The sequence below is a fragment of the Lysobacter panacisoli genome (assembly GCF_009765165.1).
GTDB lineage: Bacteria > Pseudomonadota > Gammaproteobacteria > Xanthomonadales > Xanthomonadaceae > Lysobacter_J > Lysobacter_J panacisoli.
Window position 1 is genome coordinate 2,047,942 of the sequence record NZ_VLNU01000001.1, and the last position, 17,451, is coordinate 2,065,392.

The window sequence follows — 17,451 nt, forward strand, 5'->3', positions numbered from 1 at the left end:
CATGCGCAAACCCATCACCATTCCCGCCCGCGCCTATGCGCGCCGCCGCAAGCAGCTCATGCGCATGGCCGGCGACGACGCGATCCTGGTCCTGCCGTCAGCGCCCGAACGCATCCGCAGCCGCGACACGCACTATCCGTATCGCCAGGATTCGGACCTGCTCTACCTCACCGGCTTTCCGGAACCCGAAGCGGTGCTGGTGCTGGTGCCCGGGCGCAAGCATGGCGAAGTGATCCTGTTCTGCCGCGAACGCGATCCCGAACGCGAAGGCTGGGACGGACCGCGCTTCGGTCCCGAAGGCGCGGTGGAAGCCTTCGGTCTCGACGACGCGTATCCGATCACCGACCTCGACGACATCCTGCCGGGCCTGCTCGAAGGCCGTTCGCGCGTGTACTACCACTTCGGTCGCGACCAGGAATTCGACCTCAAGCTGATCGGTTGGCTCAATCGCGTGCGCGCGATGGCGCGCCTGGGTGCGCAGTCGCCGCATGAATTCCTCGAGCTGGGCCACCTGCTCGACGAACTGCGCCTGTTCAAGGATCGCGACGAACTGCGCCTGATGCAGCGTGCCGCCGACATCAGCGTGCTCGCGCATGAAGCCGCGATGCGCGCCGCGCGCGCCGGCATCCATGAGTACGAACTGCAGGCCGAGGTGGAACGCGTGTTCCGCGCGAACGACGCCGAGCCCGCCTACAGCAGCATCGTCGGCGCTGGCACGAACGCATGCGTGCTGCATTACCGCGCCAATGCCGCGCAATCGCGCGACGGCGAACTGGTGCTGATCGACGCGGGCGCGGAATACCGAGGGTATGCCGCCGACATCACGCGCACGTTCCCGGTCAACGGACGCTTCAGTCGTGAACAACGTGCGCTGCACGACCTCGTCGGCGAGGCACAGGCCGCCGCGCTGGCGGTGGCACGCGCCGGCATTCCCTACGAAGCCGGGCACGTCGCCGCGGTCGAAACGTTGACCGAAGGCCTGCTGCGCCTCGGGCTGCTGAAAGGACGACTGGAGAAGAACCTCGCCGACGGCAGCTACAAGCGCTTCTATCGGCACAAGACCGGGCACTGGCTCGGCCTGGACGTGCACGACGTCGGCGAATACCGCCTAGACGGCGATTCGCGCCTGCTCGAACCGGGCATGGTGTTCACCATCGAACCCGGTCTCTACGTTTCGCCCGACGACACGTCGGTCGATGCGAAATGGCGCGGCATCGGCATCCGCACCGAAGACGACGTGCTGGTGACGTCCGACGAGCCGCAGGTGCTCACGCACGCGCTGGCGCGCAGCGCGGACGAGATCGAGGCGTGGATGGCCGCGCGCTGACGCGCGGCGCTGCGTTCAACGCAGGTGCGGCGCGATCGCGATGCGTCCGCGATCGCGCTGCGGAGCCGTCAGGCTTCGGCGAAGCCCTCGCGGGTGAGATTGGCCGGCGCGCCGTCCGTGCAGGCCACGTCGTCTTCGATCCGGATGCCGCCGAACGGCTTGAACGCCTCCACGCGCGCCCAGTCGACGCTGTCGCCGTGGCCGTTGCGCTTCACTTCGTCCAGCAGCATGTCGATGAAGTACAGACCCGGCTCGATGGTCACCACCATGCCCGGCTCCAGCACGCGGGTCAGGCGCAGGTAGGGGTGGCCGTCGGGCTTGGCGATGGTGCCGCCTTCGTCGGATGCGGCGAAACCGGCGACGTCATGCACCTGCAGGCCGATGCCGTGGCCGATGCCGTGCGGGAAGAACGCGCTGCTCACGCCGGTCGCGACCGCCGCTTCGGGCGACACGTTGATGACGCCGAAATCCTTGAGGATGCCGGCCAGCGACAGGTGCGCATCGAGGTGGATCTGCTTGTAGTCGATCCCGGCGCGGACCTGGTCGCACATCTTCAGCTGCGCGGCGTCGACCGCGTCGATCATCGCCTGGAACTCGCTGCCGAGGTTGTGCGCGTAGGTGCGGGTGATGTCGCAGGCGTAGCCGTGATGGGCGGCGCCGGCATCGATCAGGAAGCTGCGCGCAGGCTGCGGCGCGACGAGGTCGCGGTCGGTGTAGTGCAGCACCGCGCTGTGTTCGTTGAGGGCGATGATGTTGTTGTACGGCAGGTCGTTGGCGTCCTGTCCGGCCGCCTGGCAATACACCAGGTGGATGCCGAACTCGCTGGCGCCGGCACGGAACGCGCGCTCGGCGGCGCGGTGCGCGCGCACGCCACGGCGCGTGGCCTCGCGCATCATCTCGATCTCGTACGGCGTCTTGAACGCGCGGTGGTACTCGAGGTAGTTCACCACCGGCGCGGGATTGTTCGGCGCGTAGTCGCCGATCGCGCTCTGCGGCTCGCCGAGGATCGCGCTGCGTGCCGCGTCGGGCAGATGCTGCAACGCTTCTTCGGGCTTGCGGATCACCACGATGTCGAAATGCTCGACCCAATGGCCGCTCGGCGCCGACGGCACCACGTGCCAGTAGTCGAAAGGCTGCAGGAACAGCAGCGTCGGCTTGTTGCCCGGCGTGAACACCAGCCAGCTGCCCGGCGCGCGCGTGAGTGGCAGCCAGGCCTTGAACTGCGGGTTCACCGCATACGGATAGTCGCGGTCGTCGAAGACCTGATAGTGCGAGGTGCCGCTGGGCACGACGAGATGGTCGAAGCCGCCACGGGCCAGGGCCAGTTCGGTGCGGCGTTGCAGTTCGGCGAGGTGTTGCGGGTAGAGCGCTGCGGCAGTGGTCATGCGGGGGGCGATCTCGGGGCGGATAGTGCGGAATGCCGCCTATTTTGCCGTAAAGCCCCTCTGCGTCCTGTGCACGACCGGTCGGCGCTCAGGCCGGCCGGCCGTGGCTGGAGTCCAGCCAGTGGCGCAGCTGCTGCAGTTCGCTCTCGAGCATGCTGATGAAGCGGAAGCCGGTCCAGGTCTGGCCCGGCGTGCTCGTCTTGTCCTGCCACAGCAGGTGCGCGCCCACTTCGATCGGCGAGCTCTGGTGCGGCGTGCCGCGCAGGTTGAAGCGCAACTGGTACAGCGCGTCCTCCACCAGCGGTGCGGTGGCGATCAGCAGCATGCCGCTCTCGGACAGGTTGCTGAGCTGGCCGATCACGGTGTCGGTCATGGTATCGACCACCTGGACCGGTTCCTGGACGGCGCGGCGGCGGGCGCGGCGGAACTCTTCCATCATGCGTGGGCCTCGGAAGGAGCGGAGTTGCCGACGAGATGGCCGAGCGCGCCCATCACCGCGCTCCACGCGCGATCGACCAGGCGGCTCTTCTCGACGGTGACGATGCGGACGCGGCCGGCGGCCATCTGCCGGGCGAGGCTGTCGAGCGACTGCTCCGCCACGCGCTGGCCGCGCTGGTTCACGAACAAGGCGTTGTCGGTGACGGGGCTGAACCACGACAGGCGGCGGCGGACGATCTCGCCCGTGTCGCCGAGGTCGAACTCGAACCAGGTACCGAACGGCAGCGTGCGCAGGTGGCGCCAGCAGTCCTGTTCCTGCAGGGTGCGTTGCGGAAGCTCGGGGCGCGGCGCGTCTTCGGTGCCCAGGCGCGTGCGCGACTTGAGCTTGAGCGCCAGCTCCGTACGCGATGCGGCGTCGTCGTTGGCGGCGGTGCCGGTGACGAGCTGGCGGGTGATCGCGCCGGCGTCTTCGGTGTGATAGCCGACCTGGGTCAGCGCCGCCTCGATGTCCTCGCCCATCGCGTTGGACACCTGGCCGCGCTGGCCGGCGGCGTTCGCGTCGACGATCGCGCGCGTCGCCTCGAGCTGGCGTTGCCACTCTTCCGAATCCTCGCCGTTGCGCAGCAGGGTCAGGGTGAGCACGTCGGTCCACGCCTGCGTCAGCAGGGTGTGGACGAACTTCGGCAGCTTCTGTTCCTGGACGATGCTTTCGATCGCCTCGCCGGCCTGGCGCTTGGCCATGACCAGTTTTTCCTTGCCGCGCGCGGCTTCGACGTGGCGGCGTTCGGCGACTTCGGCCTTGCGCGCCATCGTGCGCAGGTGTTCCTGCAACTGCACGTTCGCGGACTCGAACACGCCCGCATCGCCGTCGTAGTTGTCGACGACGTGGTCGACCGCGCGGCGCAGTTCCTCGTTGAGCTGCGGATCGTTTTCTTCCTTGGGCAGCCAGTGCGCGCCGGCCTCGGCGACCGCGTTGAGCAGCTGCCGCGCCGGGTGTTCGTTGCGCACGAAGAACCCACGGTCCTCCAGCGCCAGTCGCACCAGCGGTACCTGAAGTCGGTTCAGCAGGTTGCCGATCGCCGCGTCCGAACGCAGTTCGCGGCCGATCTCGGTGTAGAACAGGTCGAGCAGTTCGAACGCGTCGCTGTCCTCGCGCGAGAGGAACGTCGCCTCGCCACGCTGCTGGCGCGCCTGCGCGAGCAGGGTCTGGCGAACGTCGGTGAGGTTGCGCGGCGGCGTCTGGTGCAGCGGCAGCGATTGCAGCGAGGCCAGTGCGCCGAGCAGCTCGTCGCGCGACATCGTCGGGCGTGGGCCGCCGGCATCCGCGCCGCCCGGGCGCAGCTTGCCCATCAGGTCGCGTCGTGCCGCCAGCATCTCCTGCAGCATGCTGAAGGCTTCTTCGTCGATCGCACCGCTGGCCGCGCCTGCATCGGACTGGCCGGGCCAGGCGGTGGTCGGCCGTTCGCGCGCGGCGGCCGGATCGACCGGTTCCGTGCGGCGCGGCGGCGCTTCGTCGCGATGGCTGGAAGAACGGTTGCGGATCGGCACGAACGACAGGCTCGGCAGCACGTTCTCGCGCGCGAGCAGGGCGTTCATCGTCTCGACCAGCTGGGCATAGCCCTGCATGACGTGCTGGTCGTACACGCGATACAGATGCATGCGTGCTTCGGGAGTGATCTGCAGCGCGTGCGCGGCCTCGGACAGGATCCGCCCGAACGCGTACGGGCCGACCGGCAGGCGTTCGGCATCGAAGGCCGGTGCGCCGGCGAGCACGCCGAAGCGCTGGCCGAGCAGCAGCAGCGGCAGGCTCGCGCGCGATTCGTGGCGCGCGGCGATGGTGTGCAGCAGGTTGGCTTCATCGGCCTCGCCGTGCTCGACCAGGCGCATGTCGCGGAAGGTCGGGGCGATACCGGTTTCCTCGACGGCCGAAGCCGGGTCGCGGACGGTGGTCAGTTCGGTCTCGATCAGAGCCAGGAAGCGCGGCACCAGGTCGGCACGATTGAGCCGGGTGGTGCGCAGCGTTTCCAGGTGGCTGGCCTGCTGCGCCGAGCTGCGCGCCTGGTCGGCATGCTTGAACAACTGCTGCTCGAACTCGCCGAGCATGTGTTCCAGCTGCCGCGACATCTCGTCGGAGACGAGGGCGTAGAGGTGTTCCAGCACGCGCCGCACCCGTCGGGGCAGGGCCGCCGACGCCAGGGTAGGACGAGGGATCGAACTGCCAAGGGGTTCGAAGGTTGCGGACATTTCTGGGATCACCGTCTCGATCGGGACGATCATTGCATCGACCCATCCGTGCCCGCCAGTCATTCCTGCACCAGCGGTCCCCAGGGGGCGGCCACTCCATCTAACGGCGCGGCACCTCCTCAGCGGCCAGTACGCCGGATGTCCTGCGGACATTCGAGAAGCGACGCGGGTCCTAGACGACGGTGTAGCCGGCGACTTCGTGCGCGCCCGCAGCATCGGCTGCGTCGTCGCCGAGGAAGAGTTCGATCACGTCGTTGGTGAAGCGGCGGCCCAGTTCGGTCGGCCGCACGCGGTCGCCGTCGATGGTCAGCCATCCCTCGGCCACGGCCGCTTCCAGTTGCGGGGCGATGGCTGCGCGCGCGAGCCCGGTGCGTGCTTCGAAGGCATCCAGCGCGAAGCCGTCGACCAGGCGCAGGGCATTGAGCATGTATTCGAACGGACGCCGCGCCGGTTCGATACGGTCGTCGCCGCCGATCGCTTCGACATGGCCGGCGCGCGCGAGGTACTGGGTCGGATGCTTGACCTTCCAGCGACGCAGGATGGTCTGATCGGCGCCGAGGGTGATCTTGCCGTGCGCGCCGGCGCCGATGCCGAGGTAGTCGCCGAACTGCCAGTAGTTGAGGTTGTGGTGGCATTGCCGGCCGGGTCGCGCGTAGGCGCTGACCTCGTACTGCGCATAACCGGCGTCGGCCAGCAGCGCCTGGCAGTGCTCCTGCATGTCCCAGCTGATGTCGTCGTCGGGGATGTCCTGCGGTGGGCGCGCGGCGAAGACCGTGTTGGGTTCCAGGGTCAGCTGGTAATGGCTGACGTGCGTGGGCTGCAGGGCGAACGCGCGGGCGAGGTCGTGTTCGGCCATCGCCAGGGACTGGCCGGGCAGGGCGTACATCAGGTCGAGGTTGAGGTTGTCCAGGCCCGCGTCCTGCGCCAGCTTCACCGCGGCCTCGGCCTCGCCGCTGTCGTGGATGCGGCCCAGCCGCTTGAGGCTCCCGTCGTCGAAGCTCTGCACGCCGAAACTCAGGCGGTTCACACCGGCTGCGCGGTAGAGCTCGAAGCGGCCGTGCTCGGCGGTGCCGGGGTTGGTCTCAAGGGTGATCTCGCATCCCGGCGCGAAACGCAGGCGGCTGCTCGCGCCCTGCAGGAAGCGGTCGATGTACTCCGGCGGGAACAGGCTCGGCGTGCCGCCGCCGAAGAACACCGAATGCACCGTGCGTCCCCACACCAGCGGCAGGTCGAAGTCCAGATCGGCCAGCAGCGCATCCACGTAGGCATCGAACGGCAGCGCGCCGCGGCCTTCGTGCGAGTTGAAGTCGCAGTAGGGACACTTGCGCACGCACCAGGGAAGGTGGACGTAGAGCGACAGGGGCGGCGTGGTGAGGGACACGTGGGTGGGCAGGTGAGCGTGGACGTCAGTCGTCCGCGGTGGAGAACGCGCCAAGATGGCGTTCGGCGAGCGTCAGGGCGTCGCCCTGTGCGTCGAGTTCGGCGTAGCGCGCGGGCAGTCGCGCGCGGAAGTCAGTGTAGTCCTGCGCGGTGCGCCAGCGGTCGAGCGTGAGGTAACGGCCGTTGTCGCCGCGCAGCAGTTCGGTGCGCAGGTAGCCCGGATGTTCCCGGAACAACGCCACCCAGGCGCCGTCGGCGCCGTACAGCACCTCGAACGCGGCCTCCGCTCCGGCGCGCACTTCGTACTCCCAGACGGTGACGAACACGTCGCCTACCGCGCCGCGTCCAGCAGCTTTTGTTGCAACGCCGCCAGCGCACGACCGCGATGGCTGATGCGGTTCTTCAGCTCCGTGTCGAGTTCCGCCGCCGACAGACCCTGTTCCGGATCCAGGAACACCGGGTCGTAGCCGAAGCCGCCGTCGCCGCGGCGTTCGTGCAGCACGCGTCCCGGCCAGATGCCTTCGGCGATCAGCGGCTGCGGATCGTCGGCGTGACGCAGCAGCACGATCACCGCGTAGAAGTGCGCGGTGCGTCGTGCGTCGGGCACGTCGCGCAGAGCGTCGAGCAGCTTGTCGATGTTGGCCTGCGCATTGCCGTGTTCGCCGGCGTAGCGCGCCGAATACAGTCCGGGTCCGCCGTCGAGCGCATCCACGCACAGGCCCGAGTCGTCGCCCAGCGCCGGCAGGCCGGTTTCGCGCGCGGCCTTGCGCGCCTTGAGCAGCGCGTTCTCGACGAAGGTCAGGCCGGTCTCGTCGGCGTCGCCCACGCCCATCTCGCCCTGGGTGACGAATTCGATGCCGCTGCCGTCCAGCAGCTCGCGGAATTCCTGCAACTTGCCGCGATTGCTGCTGGCGATGACCCACTTCACCGGCGTGCTCACGCCTTCGGCTCCAGCAGGTCCCAGCGATTGCCGTACAGGTCCTCGAACACCGCGACGCTGCCGTAGGCCTCGTGGCGTGGCGCTTCGAGGAAACGCACGCCGCGCGCCTGCATCGCCGCATGGTCGCGGGCGAAGTCGTCGGTGTGCAGGAAGAAGCCCACGCGCCCGCCGGTCTGCAGGCCGATGCTCGCGCGCTGTTCGTCGCCGTCGGCCTGTGCGAGCAACAGCGCGGTTTCCGCACCGCTCGGCGCGACGCGAATCCAGCGCTTGCCGCCGCCCAGATCAGTGTCTTCCAGCAGGTCGAAGCCGAGCGCGCCGGTGTAGAACGCGATGGCCTCGTCGTAGTCGCGCACGACGAGGGTGACGCTGGCGATCGTCCGGCGCATGGCTCAGCCTGCGAGCGCTTCGCGCTGCTTCGCGATCAGCTCGGCGATGCCGGCCTGTGCGAGCGCGGTCATCGCATCGAGCTCCTCGCGGCGGAAGGCATGGCCTTCGGCGGTGCCCTGCAGTTCGATGAAGCCGCCGCCGTCGTTCATCACGACGTTCATGTCGGTGTCGCAGTCGCTGTCCTCGGCATAGTCGAGGTCCAGCACCGGCACGCCGCGGTACACGCCGACGGACACGGCGGCGACCGCGCCGAAGATCGGATCGCGCGGGATCTCGCGGCGCGCCTGCAGCACGCGCACCGCGTCGGCCAGCGCGACGTAAGCGCCGGTGATGGCCGCGGTGCGGGTGCCGCCGTCGGCCTGCAGCACGTCGCAGTCGAGGGTGATGGTGCGTTCGCCCAGCAGCTTGCGGTCGATGCATGCACGCAGCGAACGGCCGATCAGGCGCTGGATCTCCAGCGTGCGTCCGCCCTGCTTGCCGCGTGCGGCTTCGCGATCGCTGCGCGAATGGGTGGCGCGCGGCAGCATGCCGTACTCGGCCGTGACCCAGCCTTCGCCCTTGCCGCGCAGGAACGGCGGCACCTTGTTCTCGATGCTGGCGGTGCACAGCACGCGGGTGTCGCCGAAGGCGATCAGGACCGAACCTTCGGCGTGACGGGTGTAGCCGCGTTCGATGCGGACCTCGCGCAGTTGGTCGGGAGCGCGTCCGCTGGGGCGGGCGACGGTGGCCGGGAGGCCGGCGGAAGGGGCAGCGGGCGTGCCGGACATGGCCTGTATTACCGGTTTGAGGGCGCGCGAGTTTACCATTCGCTCCCTGTCGGCCCCCTGTGCCGACGTTGGATTCCGCGATGATCCGCAGCATGACCGCATTCGCCAGCGGCGAACGCACCACTCCGTGGGGCACGCTCGGCTGCGAGCTGCGCTCGGTCAACCACCGTTTCCTCGAGCTTGGTGTGCGCCTGCCCGATGAGCTGCGCGCGCTCGAACCGGCGCTGCGCGAGCGTGTCGCCAGCCGCGTGGCGCGCGGCAAGATCGACCTGACCCTGCGCCTGCGCGCACCGGAAGGCGAGGCCGCGCTGCAGCTCAATCCCGCGCGACTGCGCGAACTGAGCGAGCTGGCGCTGGACCTGGAAGCGCGCTTCCCGCGCCTGCGCACCGAATTCACCGAGCTGCTGCAGTTCCCCGGCGTCCTGCAGGCGCAGGCCGGCGATCCCGCCGCGCTGCAGGCGCAGGCGCTGGAACTGCTCGACGACGTGCTCGACGAATTCGTCCGCGCCCGCGAGCGCGAGGGCGCCAAGCTCGCCGCCGTCATCATCGAACGTGTCGACGGCATCGCCGCGCTCGCCGCGCAGGTGCGTGAGCTGATGCCGGCCATCCGCGCCGGCCAGCGCACCAAGCTGGAAGCGCGCGTGGCCGATCTGGCCCAGCCGCTCGACAACGGCCGGCTCGAACAGGAGCTGGTGCTGTGGCTGCAGAAGCTCGACGTGGACGAGGAACTCGATCGCCTCGACTCGCACGTCGCCGAAGCGCGCCGGGTGTTCAAGCTGAAGGAAGCGGTGGGCCGCCGGCTCGATTTCCTGCTGCAGGAATTCAACCGCGAGGCCAACACCCTGGGTTCCAAGTCCGTCGACGCGCGCAGCTCGGCCGTGGCGGTGGAACTGAAGGTGCTGATCGACCAGGTCCGCGAACAGATCCAGAACATCGAGTGACCATGCGCGGAACCCTCTTCATCGTCGCTGCGCCTTCGGGTGCCGGTAAATCCAGCATCGTCAACGCCGTGCTGGCGCGCGATCCCAACATCTGCCTGTCGATCTCGTTCACCTCGCGCCAGCCGCGTCCGGGTGAACGCCACGCCGAGCACTACCACTTCGTCAGCGCGCAGGAATTCGAGGACATGGTCGCCGCCGGCGACTTCTTCGAGCACGCGCTGGTGCACGGCGACTGGAAGGGTTCGGCGCGGCAGTCGGTGGAACCGCAGCTCGCCGCGGGCAAGGACGTGCTGCTGGAAATCGACTGGCAAGGCGCGCGCCAGGTGCGCGACAAGGTGCCCGACGCGGTGAGCGTGTTCATCCTGCCGCCCTCGCGCCAGGCGCTGGAGCAGCGCATGCGCAACCGCGGGCAGGACAGCGAGGAAGTCATCGCCCAGCGCCTGGCCGCTGCGCGCGAGGAAATGTCGCACTACGGCGAGTTCGACTTCGTCATCGTCAACGAGCACTTCGAGACGGCCGTGGACGAGATGTGCGCGATCTTCGTCGCCAGCCGGGTCCGCCGCGACCAGCAGGTGGCCCGTCATTCGCGCCTGATCACCGCCCTGCTGGCCGACGATCCGGGCCGCTGAAGCCCTCCCGGGGCCGCCAGTCGGCCTCTGTGGCGCCGTAACTGCCTGATTCCCAAGGCGGCGCTTGCCTCTTGCGGGGTCCGCGACTACACTCTGCGGTCCCTTAAAGCCTGTATGGACGGCCCGCCGGCCGCCAGGAGCCCCATGGCCCGCATCACCGTTGAAGATTGCCTGGAAGTGGTCGACAACCGCTTCGAACTCGTCATGATGGCCGCCAAGCGCGCGCGCCAGCTGGCCAATGGCGTGGACCCGCAGCTGGACAACAGCGAATCCAACGACAAGCCGACCGTGCTGGCGCTGCGTGAGATCGCCGCGCGCCGCATCGACACCGACTACATCGACGCCGTCGAGAAGTCCGAGCGCGAGCGCAAGGAGCGCGAGGCGCTGGAGTGGGCGGCCGCCGAAGTCGTGGCCGACGACGACCTGTCCAAGGGCGACGACTGAGCCCTTCCGCGAACCGGCCCTGCCGGTCTCGCGACACGCACGGCCCCGCTCTGGCGGGGCCGTTTGCATATGGGGTCCGTGACGGCGTTGCGGGGGGCTTCCGGGCCTTTGGATGCGCCGATCCGCAACCATATTCAGCTACGTCCTTCCTTTCGTTGCGCAGCGCGCCGCGGCGCGCGTAGATTCCCCTCATGGCCCCAGAATCCGCGCTCAGCCTGCATCCGGTGGACATCCGCGACGACGCGGACGTCCCCGATTACGTGCGCGAACTCGAACTGGCCGCCGACTACCTCCCCGGCGACCAGCGCCTGTCGCTGCGCCGCGCCTGGGCGATCGGTGCTGCCGCTCACGCGGGCCAGACCCGGAAGTCGGGCGAGCCGTACATCACCCATCCGGTGGCGGTCGCCAAGGTGCTCGCCGACCAGGGGCTCGACGTCGAGACCCTGATCGCGGCGATCCTGCACGACACCATCGAGGACACGCCGCTCACCTACGACGGCCTGGTCAGCGAATTCGGCGAGACCGTGGCCGAGTTGGTGGATGGCGTCACCAAGCTGGACAAGCTGCAGTTCCGCGATCGCCAGGAAGCCGCCGCCGAAAGCTTCCGCAAGATGCTGCTGGCGATGTCGCGCGACCTGCGCGTCATCCTGATCAAGCTCGCCGACCGCCTGCACAACATGCGCACGCTCGGCGCGCAGAGCATGGAGGCGCGCCACCGCATCGCGCGCGAAACGCTGGAGATCTACGCGCCCATCGCCCAGCGCCTGGGCATGAACCTGATCAAGGCCGAGCTGCAGGACCTGGGCTTCCGCGCGCTGCATCCGTGGCGCCATGCGGTGATCGAGAAACGCATCCGCACCCAGCCGGTGGTGCGGCGCGAATCGCTGGTGCAGATCGAGGCGCAGCTCGCGCAGCGACTGGCGAAGGAGAAGCTCGCGCACCGGCTGGTAAGTAGGGTGAAATCGCCTTGGAGCATCTACACCAAGATGCGATCCGAGCACAAAACCTTCGCGCAGGTGATGGACGTGTTCGGCTTCCGCATCGTCGTGCGCACGGTGCCGGACTGTTACCACGCGCTCGGCGTGGTGCATGCCTCGTACAAGCCGCTGGATTCGCGCTTCCGCGACTTCATCGCGATCCCCAAGGCCAACGGTTACCAGTCGCTGCACACGGTGCTGTTCGGTCCGTACGGATCGCCGATCGAAGTACAGATCCGTACCGAGGAAATGGACCTGATCGCGGAGCGCGGTATCGCCGCGCACTGGTCGTACAAGCACGGCGGCGACGGTCCCAACAGCGCGCAGAGTCGCGCGCACAGCTGGATCGCCAGCCTCGTCGAGTCGCAACGCTCCACCGGTTCGTCGCTGGAATTCCTCGAGAACGTGAAGGTCGACCTGTTCCCGGACGAGGTCTACCTGTTCACGCCCAAGGGCGACATCATGTCGCTGCCCCGCAACTCCACCGCGCTCGATTTCGCCTACGCGGTGCACACCGACGTTGGCAACCGCGCCGTCGCCGCGCGCGTGGACGGCAAGCTGGTGCCGCTGCGCACCAAGCTCGCCAGCGGCCAGCGCGTGGAGATCATCACCGCCAAGTCTTCCTCGCCGAAACCGCAATGGCTGGAGTTCGTGGTGTCGGGCAAGGCGCGCACGTCGATCCGCCAGCAGCTCAAGCAGCTCGAACACGAGGACGCAGTGCAGCTGGGCCATCGCATGCTCGACCGCGCGCTGGAAGCGGTCGGCATCTCGCTCGACCGCGTGCCCTCGGTGCGGCTGGATGCGTACCTTTCGGAGTTCCGCTACCCGCGTCTGGAAGCGCTGCTGGCCGACATCGCGCTGGGCAACCGCATGCCGCAACAGGTCGCGCAGGCGCTCGCGCGCGAAGCGCCGGGCAAGCCGCTGCGCCAGGCCGCGAGTCCGCTGCCGCTGTCGCAGGACAAGATCCTGATCACCGGCCACGAGCGCGGCGTGATCAGCTTCGCCAACTGCTGCCTGCCGATCCCCGGCGACGAGATCATGGGCTACCACACCGCCGGCAAGGGCATCGTGGTGCATCGCCTGGACTGTCCGAACGTCGCCGACTACCGCAAGTCGCCCGACCGCTGGGTGCCAATTGGCTGGGACCGCGAGGTCGCCGGCGATTTCGCCGCGGCGCTGAAGATCGAGGTCGACAACCGCCCCGGTTCGCTCGCGCAGGTGGCGGCCGCCATCGCCGAGGCCGAGTCGAACATCGACCGCGTCGAATACCTCGACCGCGACGCCAACATCGCGGTGATGCGCTTCGCCATCGAAGTCAGCGATCGTCGCCACCTCGCCGACGTCATGCGCCGCGTGCGCCGGCTCAACGTGGTGCTGGGCGTGCAGCGGATGTAAGCGGGTCGGGATTCGGGATTCGCAGGAGCAGCGACGTCCGTGCGACTTCTGTTCTAATCTCGAATCCCCAATCTCCAATCCCTGACACTTATGTCCCGCCAGATCATCCAGACCGACAAGGCGCCCGCCGCGATCGGCCCGTATTCGCAGGCCGTGCGTGCCGGCAACACCGTCTACCTGTCCGGCCAGATCCCGCTCGACCCGGGCACCGGTCTGCTGGTCGAAGGCGACATCAGCGCGCAGGCGCGCCGTTCGTTCGAGAACCTCAAGGCCGTGTGCGAAGCCGCCGGTGGTTCGCTCGCCGATGTCGTCCGCCTCGGTCTCTATCTCACCGATCTGGACAACTTCGCCGCCGTCAACGCGGTGATGGGCGAGTTCTTCAAGGCGCCGTACCCGGCGCGTTCGACCATCGAAGTCGCCGGCCTTCCCCGCGGCGCGGGCTTCGAGGTCGATGCGGTGATGGTGCTGGACTGATCCACGCGTATCGTCGCGCGGACGGCGTTCCGTCCGCGCGGTGCGTGATTCGGGCTTCTCTCAAGCCGCCTAGGCTTCCGACTTCTCCGCCGCCCGCATCTCCCGCGGCGCCACGCCGGTCCAGCGCTTGAACGCGCGGCGGAACTCGCGTGCATCCTTGAACCCCACCGCTGCGCCGACGTGGGCGATGCTCATGCGCGCGTCGACGAGCAGCGCGCGCGCGGATTCGCTGCGCACGCGGTCGTGCAGTTCGCTGAAGCTGGTCTGCGCGGCCTGGAGTTGCCGGCGCAGGGTGCGTTCGGTGAGGTGCAGTTCGCCGGCGATGTCCACGAGTCGCGGGTTGTCGGCGATGCGCTGGCGCAGCAGGCGTTCGACCACAGCCACTATCTCGCTGCGCGGCTGGCCCGCGGGCATTTGCTCTTCGCACAGCGCGATGATCTGCTGCGCGCTCGCGGTGTTGCCGGCGGGCATGGCGGTGCGCAGCCACACCGCGTCGATCGTCACCCGGTTGATCGGCGCATCGAAGCGCACTTCGCAGCCGAACAACGCGCGGTAATCGTCGGCGTAGTCCGGCGCGGGGTACGCCAGCTCCAGCACGCGCGGGACGAACTGTGCGCCGAGCAGGCCGCGGCACAGCATCAGCGAACTGGCAAACAGCTCTTCGCACAGGAACGGTTCCAGCTCCGCATCCGGCGTGCGCATGCGCGCGATCACGCCCATTGCGCCGTCGTCGCCTTCGTCCAGGTCCAGTTCCATCATCGCGCCCGTGATCGGCGCGTATTGCACGCCCAGTCGCAGCGCTTCCGCGAAGCCCGATGCAGTCAGCATCGCCAGGCCGAGAAGGCCGAAATGGCCGATGTTCTGGCGCTCGCCGAGTACCAGCCCGGCGCCGCGGATCGGCAATCCGCGTACGGCGCGGCGGATGATCTGGCAGGCCTGCCGGTAGGAGAGGTAGACCGGTGTTTCGCCATCGAATTCGGCCGGCCCGAGGCGCAGCCCGGAGAACCAGTTCTCGCAGCCCACGCCGTGCTCGCGCGCCATCGCGACGAGCCCGGCGACGATGCCGCTCTTGATGTTGGCGATGCTCAGGCGTGGGTCGTCACGATCGTAATGCGGCATACGCTGGCGTACTTGTCCGGTTTCCCCCCCTGAGTATGCCGGCTTTGCCCTCCACCCGCGCCACCCGATGGTCACAGACTTCGGGAGGGGCCGGGGGACGCCATGCCGCATCGATGCGGCGGTGGCGGACGTTCGGTGGGTATCGCGGCCAAAGGCCGCGCACGACAGGACGGAGTCGGATGAAGCGCATCATTCTCGGCATGGCGATCACCAGCGGCCTGGCCATGCTGGCCGGCTGCCAGCAGCAGCCCGCGGCACCGGCGGCCAACGCCGATTACCAGAAGGTGCTGATCGAGCGCCTGCTCGACGCCAAGCCTGGCGACGTCATCGAGATCCCGGCCGGTCGCTACGCGTTCGACCGCAGCCTCACGCTGCGCGTGAATGGCGTGACCATCCGCGGCGCGGGCATGGACAAGACTATCCTGAGCTTCAAGGGACAGAAGGCCGGTGCCGAGGGTCTGCTGGTCAACGCTGGCGACTTCACCCTGGAGAACCTCGCCATCGAGGACACCAAGGGCGATGGCCTGAAGGTCAACGAAGGCGAGAACATCACCATCCGCGGCGTGCGCGTGGAATGGACCGGCGGTCCGAAGACGACCAACGGCGCCTACGGCATCTATCCGGTGCAGACCACCAACGTGCTGATCGAGGATTCGGTGGCGATCGGCGCGTCCGACGCCGGCATCTACGTCGGTCAGTCGAAGAACGTCGTCGTCCGCCGCAACCGCGCCGAGCGCAACGTCGCCGGCATCGAGATCGAGAACACCATCGGCGCCGACGTCTACGAGAACACCGCCACCGAGAACACCGGCGGCATCCTTGTGTTCAACATGCCCAACCTGCCGCAGCCGGGCCACACCACGCGCGTCTACCGCAACCAGGTGATCGCCAACAACACCGGCAACTTCGCCGCCAAGGGCGCGGCCGTGGCGAGCGTGCCGGCGGGTTCGGGCGTGGTGATCAACTCCAACGACAAGGTCGAGATCTTCGACAACGACATCGCCGACAACCAGACGGCGAACGTGATCGTCTCCAGCTATTTCTCCACTGGCTACATGACCGAGAAGGGCGTGGCCAAGGCGTTCGATCCGTACCCGGAGGAGATCGCCATCCACGGCAATCGTTTCAAGGGCGGCGGCGACAAGCCCGACGGCCTGGACCTGAAGGCGCTGAAGGTGGCGATGTTCGGCCTTGGCGGGCGCCTGCCGGACGTGCTGTGGGACGGCTACGTCAACGCGCAGCGTCCGGGTGGCGCGCAGATGTGCGTCGACAACGGCGACGTGGCGACGCTCAACGCCGACGGCCCCAACAAGTACAAGAACCCGAGCGTAGTCACCGACGCGGTGCGCTGCAAGCTGCCGCCGCTGCCGGTGGTGACCCTGCCGGGCGATGCCGCAGCCACGAGCGCGAAGGCGGCTCCGGCGGCATGAAGCGGATGATCGTGATCGGCGCGGCGCTGGTTCTGGCCGCGATGTCCCTCGCCGGCTGCAAGCGCAATGAGTCGCCTGTGCAGTTCCATGCGCAGGGACAGCCGCAGAGCCTGTCGGAGTGGCACGTGCTCGACGTGCGCGACGGGCGGCTGCGCTTCAACGCGGGCGTCGAGCCCTACGCGCTCAACACCGCGCTGTTCAGCGACTACGCACACAAGCTGCGCACGATCTGGATGCCGGCCGGCACGAAGGCGAACTACCACGCGCAGGACGCGTTCGACTTCCCGGTCGGCACCATCATCAGCAAGACGTTCTACTACCCGCGTGGCGAAGGCGATGCCGTGCTGCGCGTGGCCGAGAATGCCGACGAAACGCGCGACGGCCTCGACCTGTCGAAGGTGCGCCTGATCGAGACGCGCCTGCTGGTGCGTCGCGAGAACGGTTGGGTCGCGCTGCCGTACGTGTGGAACGCGGAGCAGACCGAGGCGACGCTGGCGCGCGCCGGCGAGACGATTCCGCTCACCCTGCACAAGCCCGACGGCAGCGCGAAGCAGGACTTCGCCTACATGGTGCCCGACGAGAACCAGTGCGCCGGCTGTCACGGCACCAACAACACCACGCGCGAACTGCACCCGATCGGTCCGAAGGCGCGCCATCTCAACCGCGAGAGTCCGTGGCATCCGGGCGAGAACCAGCTCGCACGCATGGTCGCGCTCGGTCGCCTTGAAGGCCTGCCGAAGGACGGCGTGCCGCACAACGCGCGCCTCGATGATGCGACCGCGAGCGTGCAGGACCGCGCACGCGCCTATCTCGACGTCAACTGCGGCCATTGCCACAGCAAGGTCGGTCCGGCCGATACCTCGGGCCTGTGGCTCGATGCCGGCACCGAGGAGCCGCGCCGTCTGGGTCTGTGCAAGCCGCCGGTCGCGGCGGGGCAGGGCACGGGCGATCACCTGTTCGACATCGTGCCCGGACGACCGCAGGATTCGATCTTGGTCTACCGCATGGACAGCCTGGATCCGGGCGCGATGATGCCCGAACTCGGGCGCAGCACCGTGCACGAAGAAGGCGTCGCGTTGATCAGCGAATGGATCGGGGCCTGGCTGGGCAGTTGCAGCAGCGCGGACCCGAACGTCGCAATGCAGTGAATCCATGCGTCGCGCGGTAAGGGGCT

The 17,451-nt window shown here is 68.4% G+C and carries 17 protein-coding genes; 8 read left to right on the forward strand and 9 right to left on the reverse strand.

The genetic code is table 11. From position 1 onward, the window contains the following. The first annotated feature begins 1 nt into the window (after position 1). Positions 2-1,327 (forward strand): aminopeptidase P N-terminal domain-containing protein, encoded by a 1,326-nt coding sequence (locus FOF45_RS09655; RefSeq protein WP_158984304.1) that lies wholly within the window; start codon positions 2-4, stop codon positions 1,325-1,327. A gap of 68 nt (positions 1,328-1,395) precedes the next feature. On the opposite strand, the gene pepQ is transcribed toward FOF45_RS09655, so the two are convergent. The 8 genes from pepQ to rph all read right to left on the reverse strand — a co-directional run bounded on the left by pepQ (position 1,396) and on the right by rph (position 8,868). Beyond that, positions 1,396-2,712, reverse strand: coding sequence for a Xaa-Pro dipeptidase (pepQ, locus tag FOF45_RS09660; RefSeq protein ID WP_158984306.1), 1,317 nt, complete (start codon positions 2,710-2,712; stop codon positions 1,396-1,398). Positions 2,713-2,800: 88 nt separating this feature from the next. Beyond that, positions 2,801-3,085, reverse strand: a complete 285-nt coding sequence (locus FOF45_RS09665) for a PilZ domain-containing protein (protein WP_233264115.1) — start codon at positions 3,083-3,085, stop codon at positions 2,801-2,803. 62 nt (positions 3,086-3,147) lie between these two features. Then, the gene (locus FOF45_RS09670) at positions 3,148-5,610 is read right to left on the reverse strand and encodes a DUF1631 domain-containing protein (protein ID WP_325063849.1); all 2,463 of its coding nucleotides are present in this window, start codon (positions 5,608-5,610) and stop codon (positions 3,148-3,150) included. Further along, positions 5,567-6,775, reverse strand: coding sequence for a radical SAM family heme chaperone HemW (hemW, locus tag FOF45_RS09675; protein WP_158984312.1), 1,209 nt, complete (start codon positions 6,773-6,775; stop codon positions 5,567-5,569). The genes FOF45_RS09670 and hemW overlap by 44 nt, the downstream gene beginning before the upstream one ends. 25 nt (positions 6,776-6,800) lie before the next feature. Continuing rightward, a complete protein-coding gene (locus tag FOF45_RS09680) occupies positions 6,801-7,100 on the reverse strand; it encodes an antibiotic biosynthesis monooxygenase family protein (protein ID WP_158984314.1) in 300 nt (99 codons plus the stop codon). Positions 7,101-7,105: 5 nt separating this feature from the next. Next, positions 7,106-7,702 (reverse strand): RdgB/HAM1 family non-canonical purine NTP pyrophosphatase, encoded by a 597-nt coding sequence (gene rdgB, locus FOF45_RS09685; protein ID WP_158987409.1) that lies wholly within the window; start codon positions 7,700-7,702, stop codon positions 7,106-7,108. An 8-nt stretch (positions 7,703-7,710) separates the two neighbouring features. Continuing rightward, positions 7,711-8,100, reverse strand: coding sequence for a VOC family protein (locus tag FOF45_RS09690; protein ID WP_158984316.1), 390 nt, complete (start codon positions 8,098-8,100; stop codon positions 7,711-7,713). Positions 8,101-8,103: 3 nt separating this feature from the next. Beyond that, positions 8,104-8,868 carry a ribonuclease PH gene (gene rph, locus FOF45_RS09695; protein ID WP_158984318.1) on the reverse strand — a complete coding sequence of 255 codons (765 nt, stop codon included), beginning with the start codon at positions 8,866-8,868 and terminating at the stop codon, positions 8,104-8,106. 80 nt (positions 8,869-8,948) lie between these two features. On the opposite strand from rph, the gene FOF45_RS09700 reads away from it, so the two are divergent. From FOF45_RS09700 to FOF45_RS09720, 5 genes are all read left to right on the forward strand, one after another. Further along, positions 8,949-9,809 carry a YicC/YloC family endoribonuclease gene (locus tag FOF45_RS09700; RefSeq protein ID WP_158984320.1) on the forward strand — a complete coding sequence of 287 codons (861 nt, stop codon included), beginning with the start codon at positions 8,949-8,951 and terminating at the stop codon, positions 9,807-9,809. A 2-nt stretch (positions 9,810-9,811) separates the two neighbouring features. Further along, positions 9,812-10,438 (forward strand): guanylate kinase, encoded by a 627-nt coding sequence (gene gmk, locus FOF45_RS09705; protein WP_158984322.1) that lies wholly within the window; start codon positions 9,812-9,814, stop codon positions 10,436-10,438. A 144-nt stretch (positions 10,439-10,582) separates the two neighbouring features. Continuing rightward, positions 10,583-10,882, forward strand: coding sequence for a DNA-directed RNA polymerase subunit omega (gene rpoZ / locus FOF45_RS09710; RefSeq protein WP_158984324.1), 300 nt, complete (start codon positions 10,583-10,585; stop codon positions 10,880-10,882). 191 nt (positions 10,883-11,073) lie between these two features. Further along, on the forward strand, positions 11,074-13,254 hold the full coding sequence (locus tag FOF45_RS09715) for a RelA/SpoT family protein (RefSeq protein ID WP_158984326.1): 2,181 nt from the start codon (positions 11,074-11,076) through the stop codon (positions 13,252-13,254). A gap of 90 nt (positions 13,255-13,344) precedes the next feature. Then, positions 13,345-13,728, forward strand: coding sequence for a RidA family protein (locus FOF45_RS09720; RefSeq protein ID WP_158984328.1), 384 nt, complete (start codon positions 13,345-13,347; stop codon positions 13,726-13,728). A gap of 69 nt (positions 13,729-13,797) precedes the next feature. Here FOF45_RS09720 and FOF45_RS09725 read toward each other — a convergent pair whose 3' ends face one another. Beyond that, positions 13,798-14,847: an AraC family transcriptional regulator gene (locus FOF45_RS09725; RefSeq protein ID WP_158984330.1), complete on the reverse strand. Its 1,050-nt coding sequence runs from the start codon at positions 14,845-14,847 to the stop codon at positions 13,798-13,800. Positions 14,848-15,026: 179 nt separating this feature from the next. Between FOF45_RS09725 and FOF45_RS09730 the strand changes: the two genes are divergently transcribed. Then, positions 15,027-16,277: a parallel beta-helix domain-containing protein gene (locus tag FOF45_RS09730; RefSeq protein ID WP_158984332.1), complete on the forward strand. Its 1,251-nt coding sequence runs from the start codon at positions 15,027-15,029 to the stop codon at positions 16,275-16,277. Next, entirely contained in the window at positions 16,274-17,425 is a 1,152-nt protein-coding gene (locus tag FOF45_RS09735) for an SO2930 family diheme c-type cytochrome (protein WP_158984334.1), read from the forward strand. The genes FOF45_RS09730 and FOF45_RS09735 overlap by 4 nt, the downstream gene beginning before the upstream one ends. Positions 17,426-17,451: the final 26 nt, after the last annotated feature.

Coding starts and splice junctions, on each gene's coding strand:
- FOF45_RS09655 (WP_158984304.1), top strand. CDS start 2: ATGCGCAAACCCATCACCATTCCCGCCCGCGCCTATGCGCGCCGCCGC.
- pepQ (WP_158984306.1), bottom strand. CDS start 2,712: ATGACCACTGCCGCAGCGCTCTACCCGCAACACCTCGCCGAACTGCAA.
- FOF45_RS09665 (WP_233264115.1), bottom strand. CDS start 3,085: ATGACCGACACCGTGATCGGCCAGCTCAGCAACCTGTCCGAGAGCGGC.
- FOF45_RS09670 (WP_325063849.1), bottom strand. CDS start 5,610: ATGCTGCGGGCGCGCACGAAGTCGCCGGCTACACCGTCGTCTAGGACC.
- FOF45_RS09690 (WP_158984316.1), bottom strand. CDS start 8,100: ATGCGCCGGACGATCGCCAGCGTCACCCTCGTCGTGCGCGACTACGAC.
- rph (WP_158984318.1), bottom strand. CDS start 8,868: ATGTCCGGCACGCCCGCTGCCCCTTCCGCCGGCCTCCCGGCCACCGTC.
- FOF45_RS09700 (WP_158984320.1), top strand. CDS start 8,949: ATGATCCGCAGCATGACCGCATTCGCCAGCGGCGAACGCACCACTCCG.
- gmk (WP_158984322.1), top strand. CDS start 9,812: ATGCGCGGAACCCTCTTCATCGTCGCTGCGCCTTCGGGTGCCGGTAAA.
- rpoZ (WP_158984324.1), top strand. CDS start 10,583: ATGGCCCGCATCACCGTTGAAGATTGCCTGGAAGTGGTCGACAACCGC.
- FOF45_RS09715 (WP_158984326.1), top strand. CDS start 11,074: ATGGCCCCAGAATCCGCGCTCAGCCTGCATCCGGTGGACATCCGCGAC.
- FOF45_RS09720 (WP_158984328.1), top strand. CDS start 13,345: ATGTCCCGCCAGATCATCCAGACCGACAAGGCGCCCGCCGCGATCGGC.
- FOF45_RS09725 (WP_158984330.1), bottom strand. CDS start 14,847: ATGCCGCATTACGATCGTGACGACCCACGCCTGAGCATCGCCAACATC.
- FOF45_RS09730 (WP_158984332.1), top strand. CDS start 15,027: ATGAAGCGCATCATTCTCGGCATGGCGATCACCAGCGGCCTGGCCATG.
- FOF45_RS09735 (WP_158984334.1), top strand. CDS start 16,274: ATGAAGCGGATGATCGTGATCGGCGCGGCGCTGGTTCTGGCCGCGATG.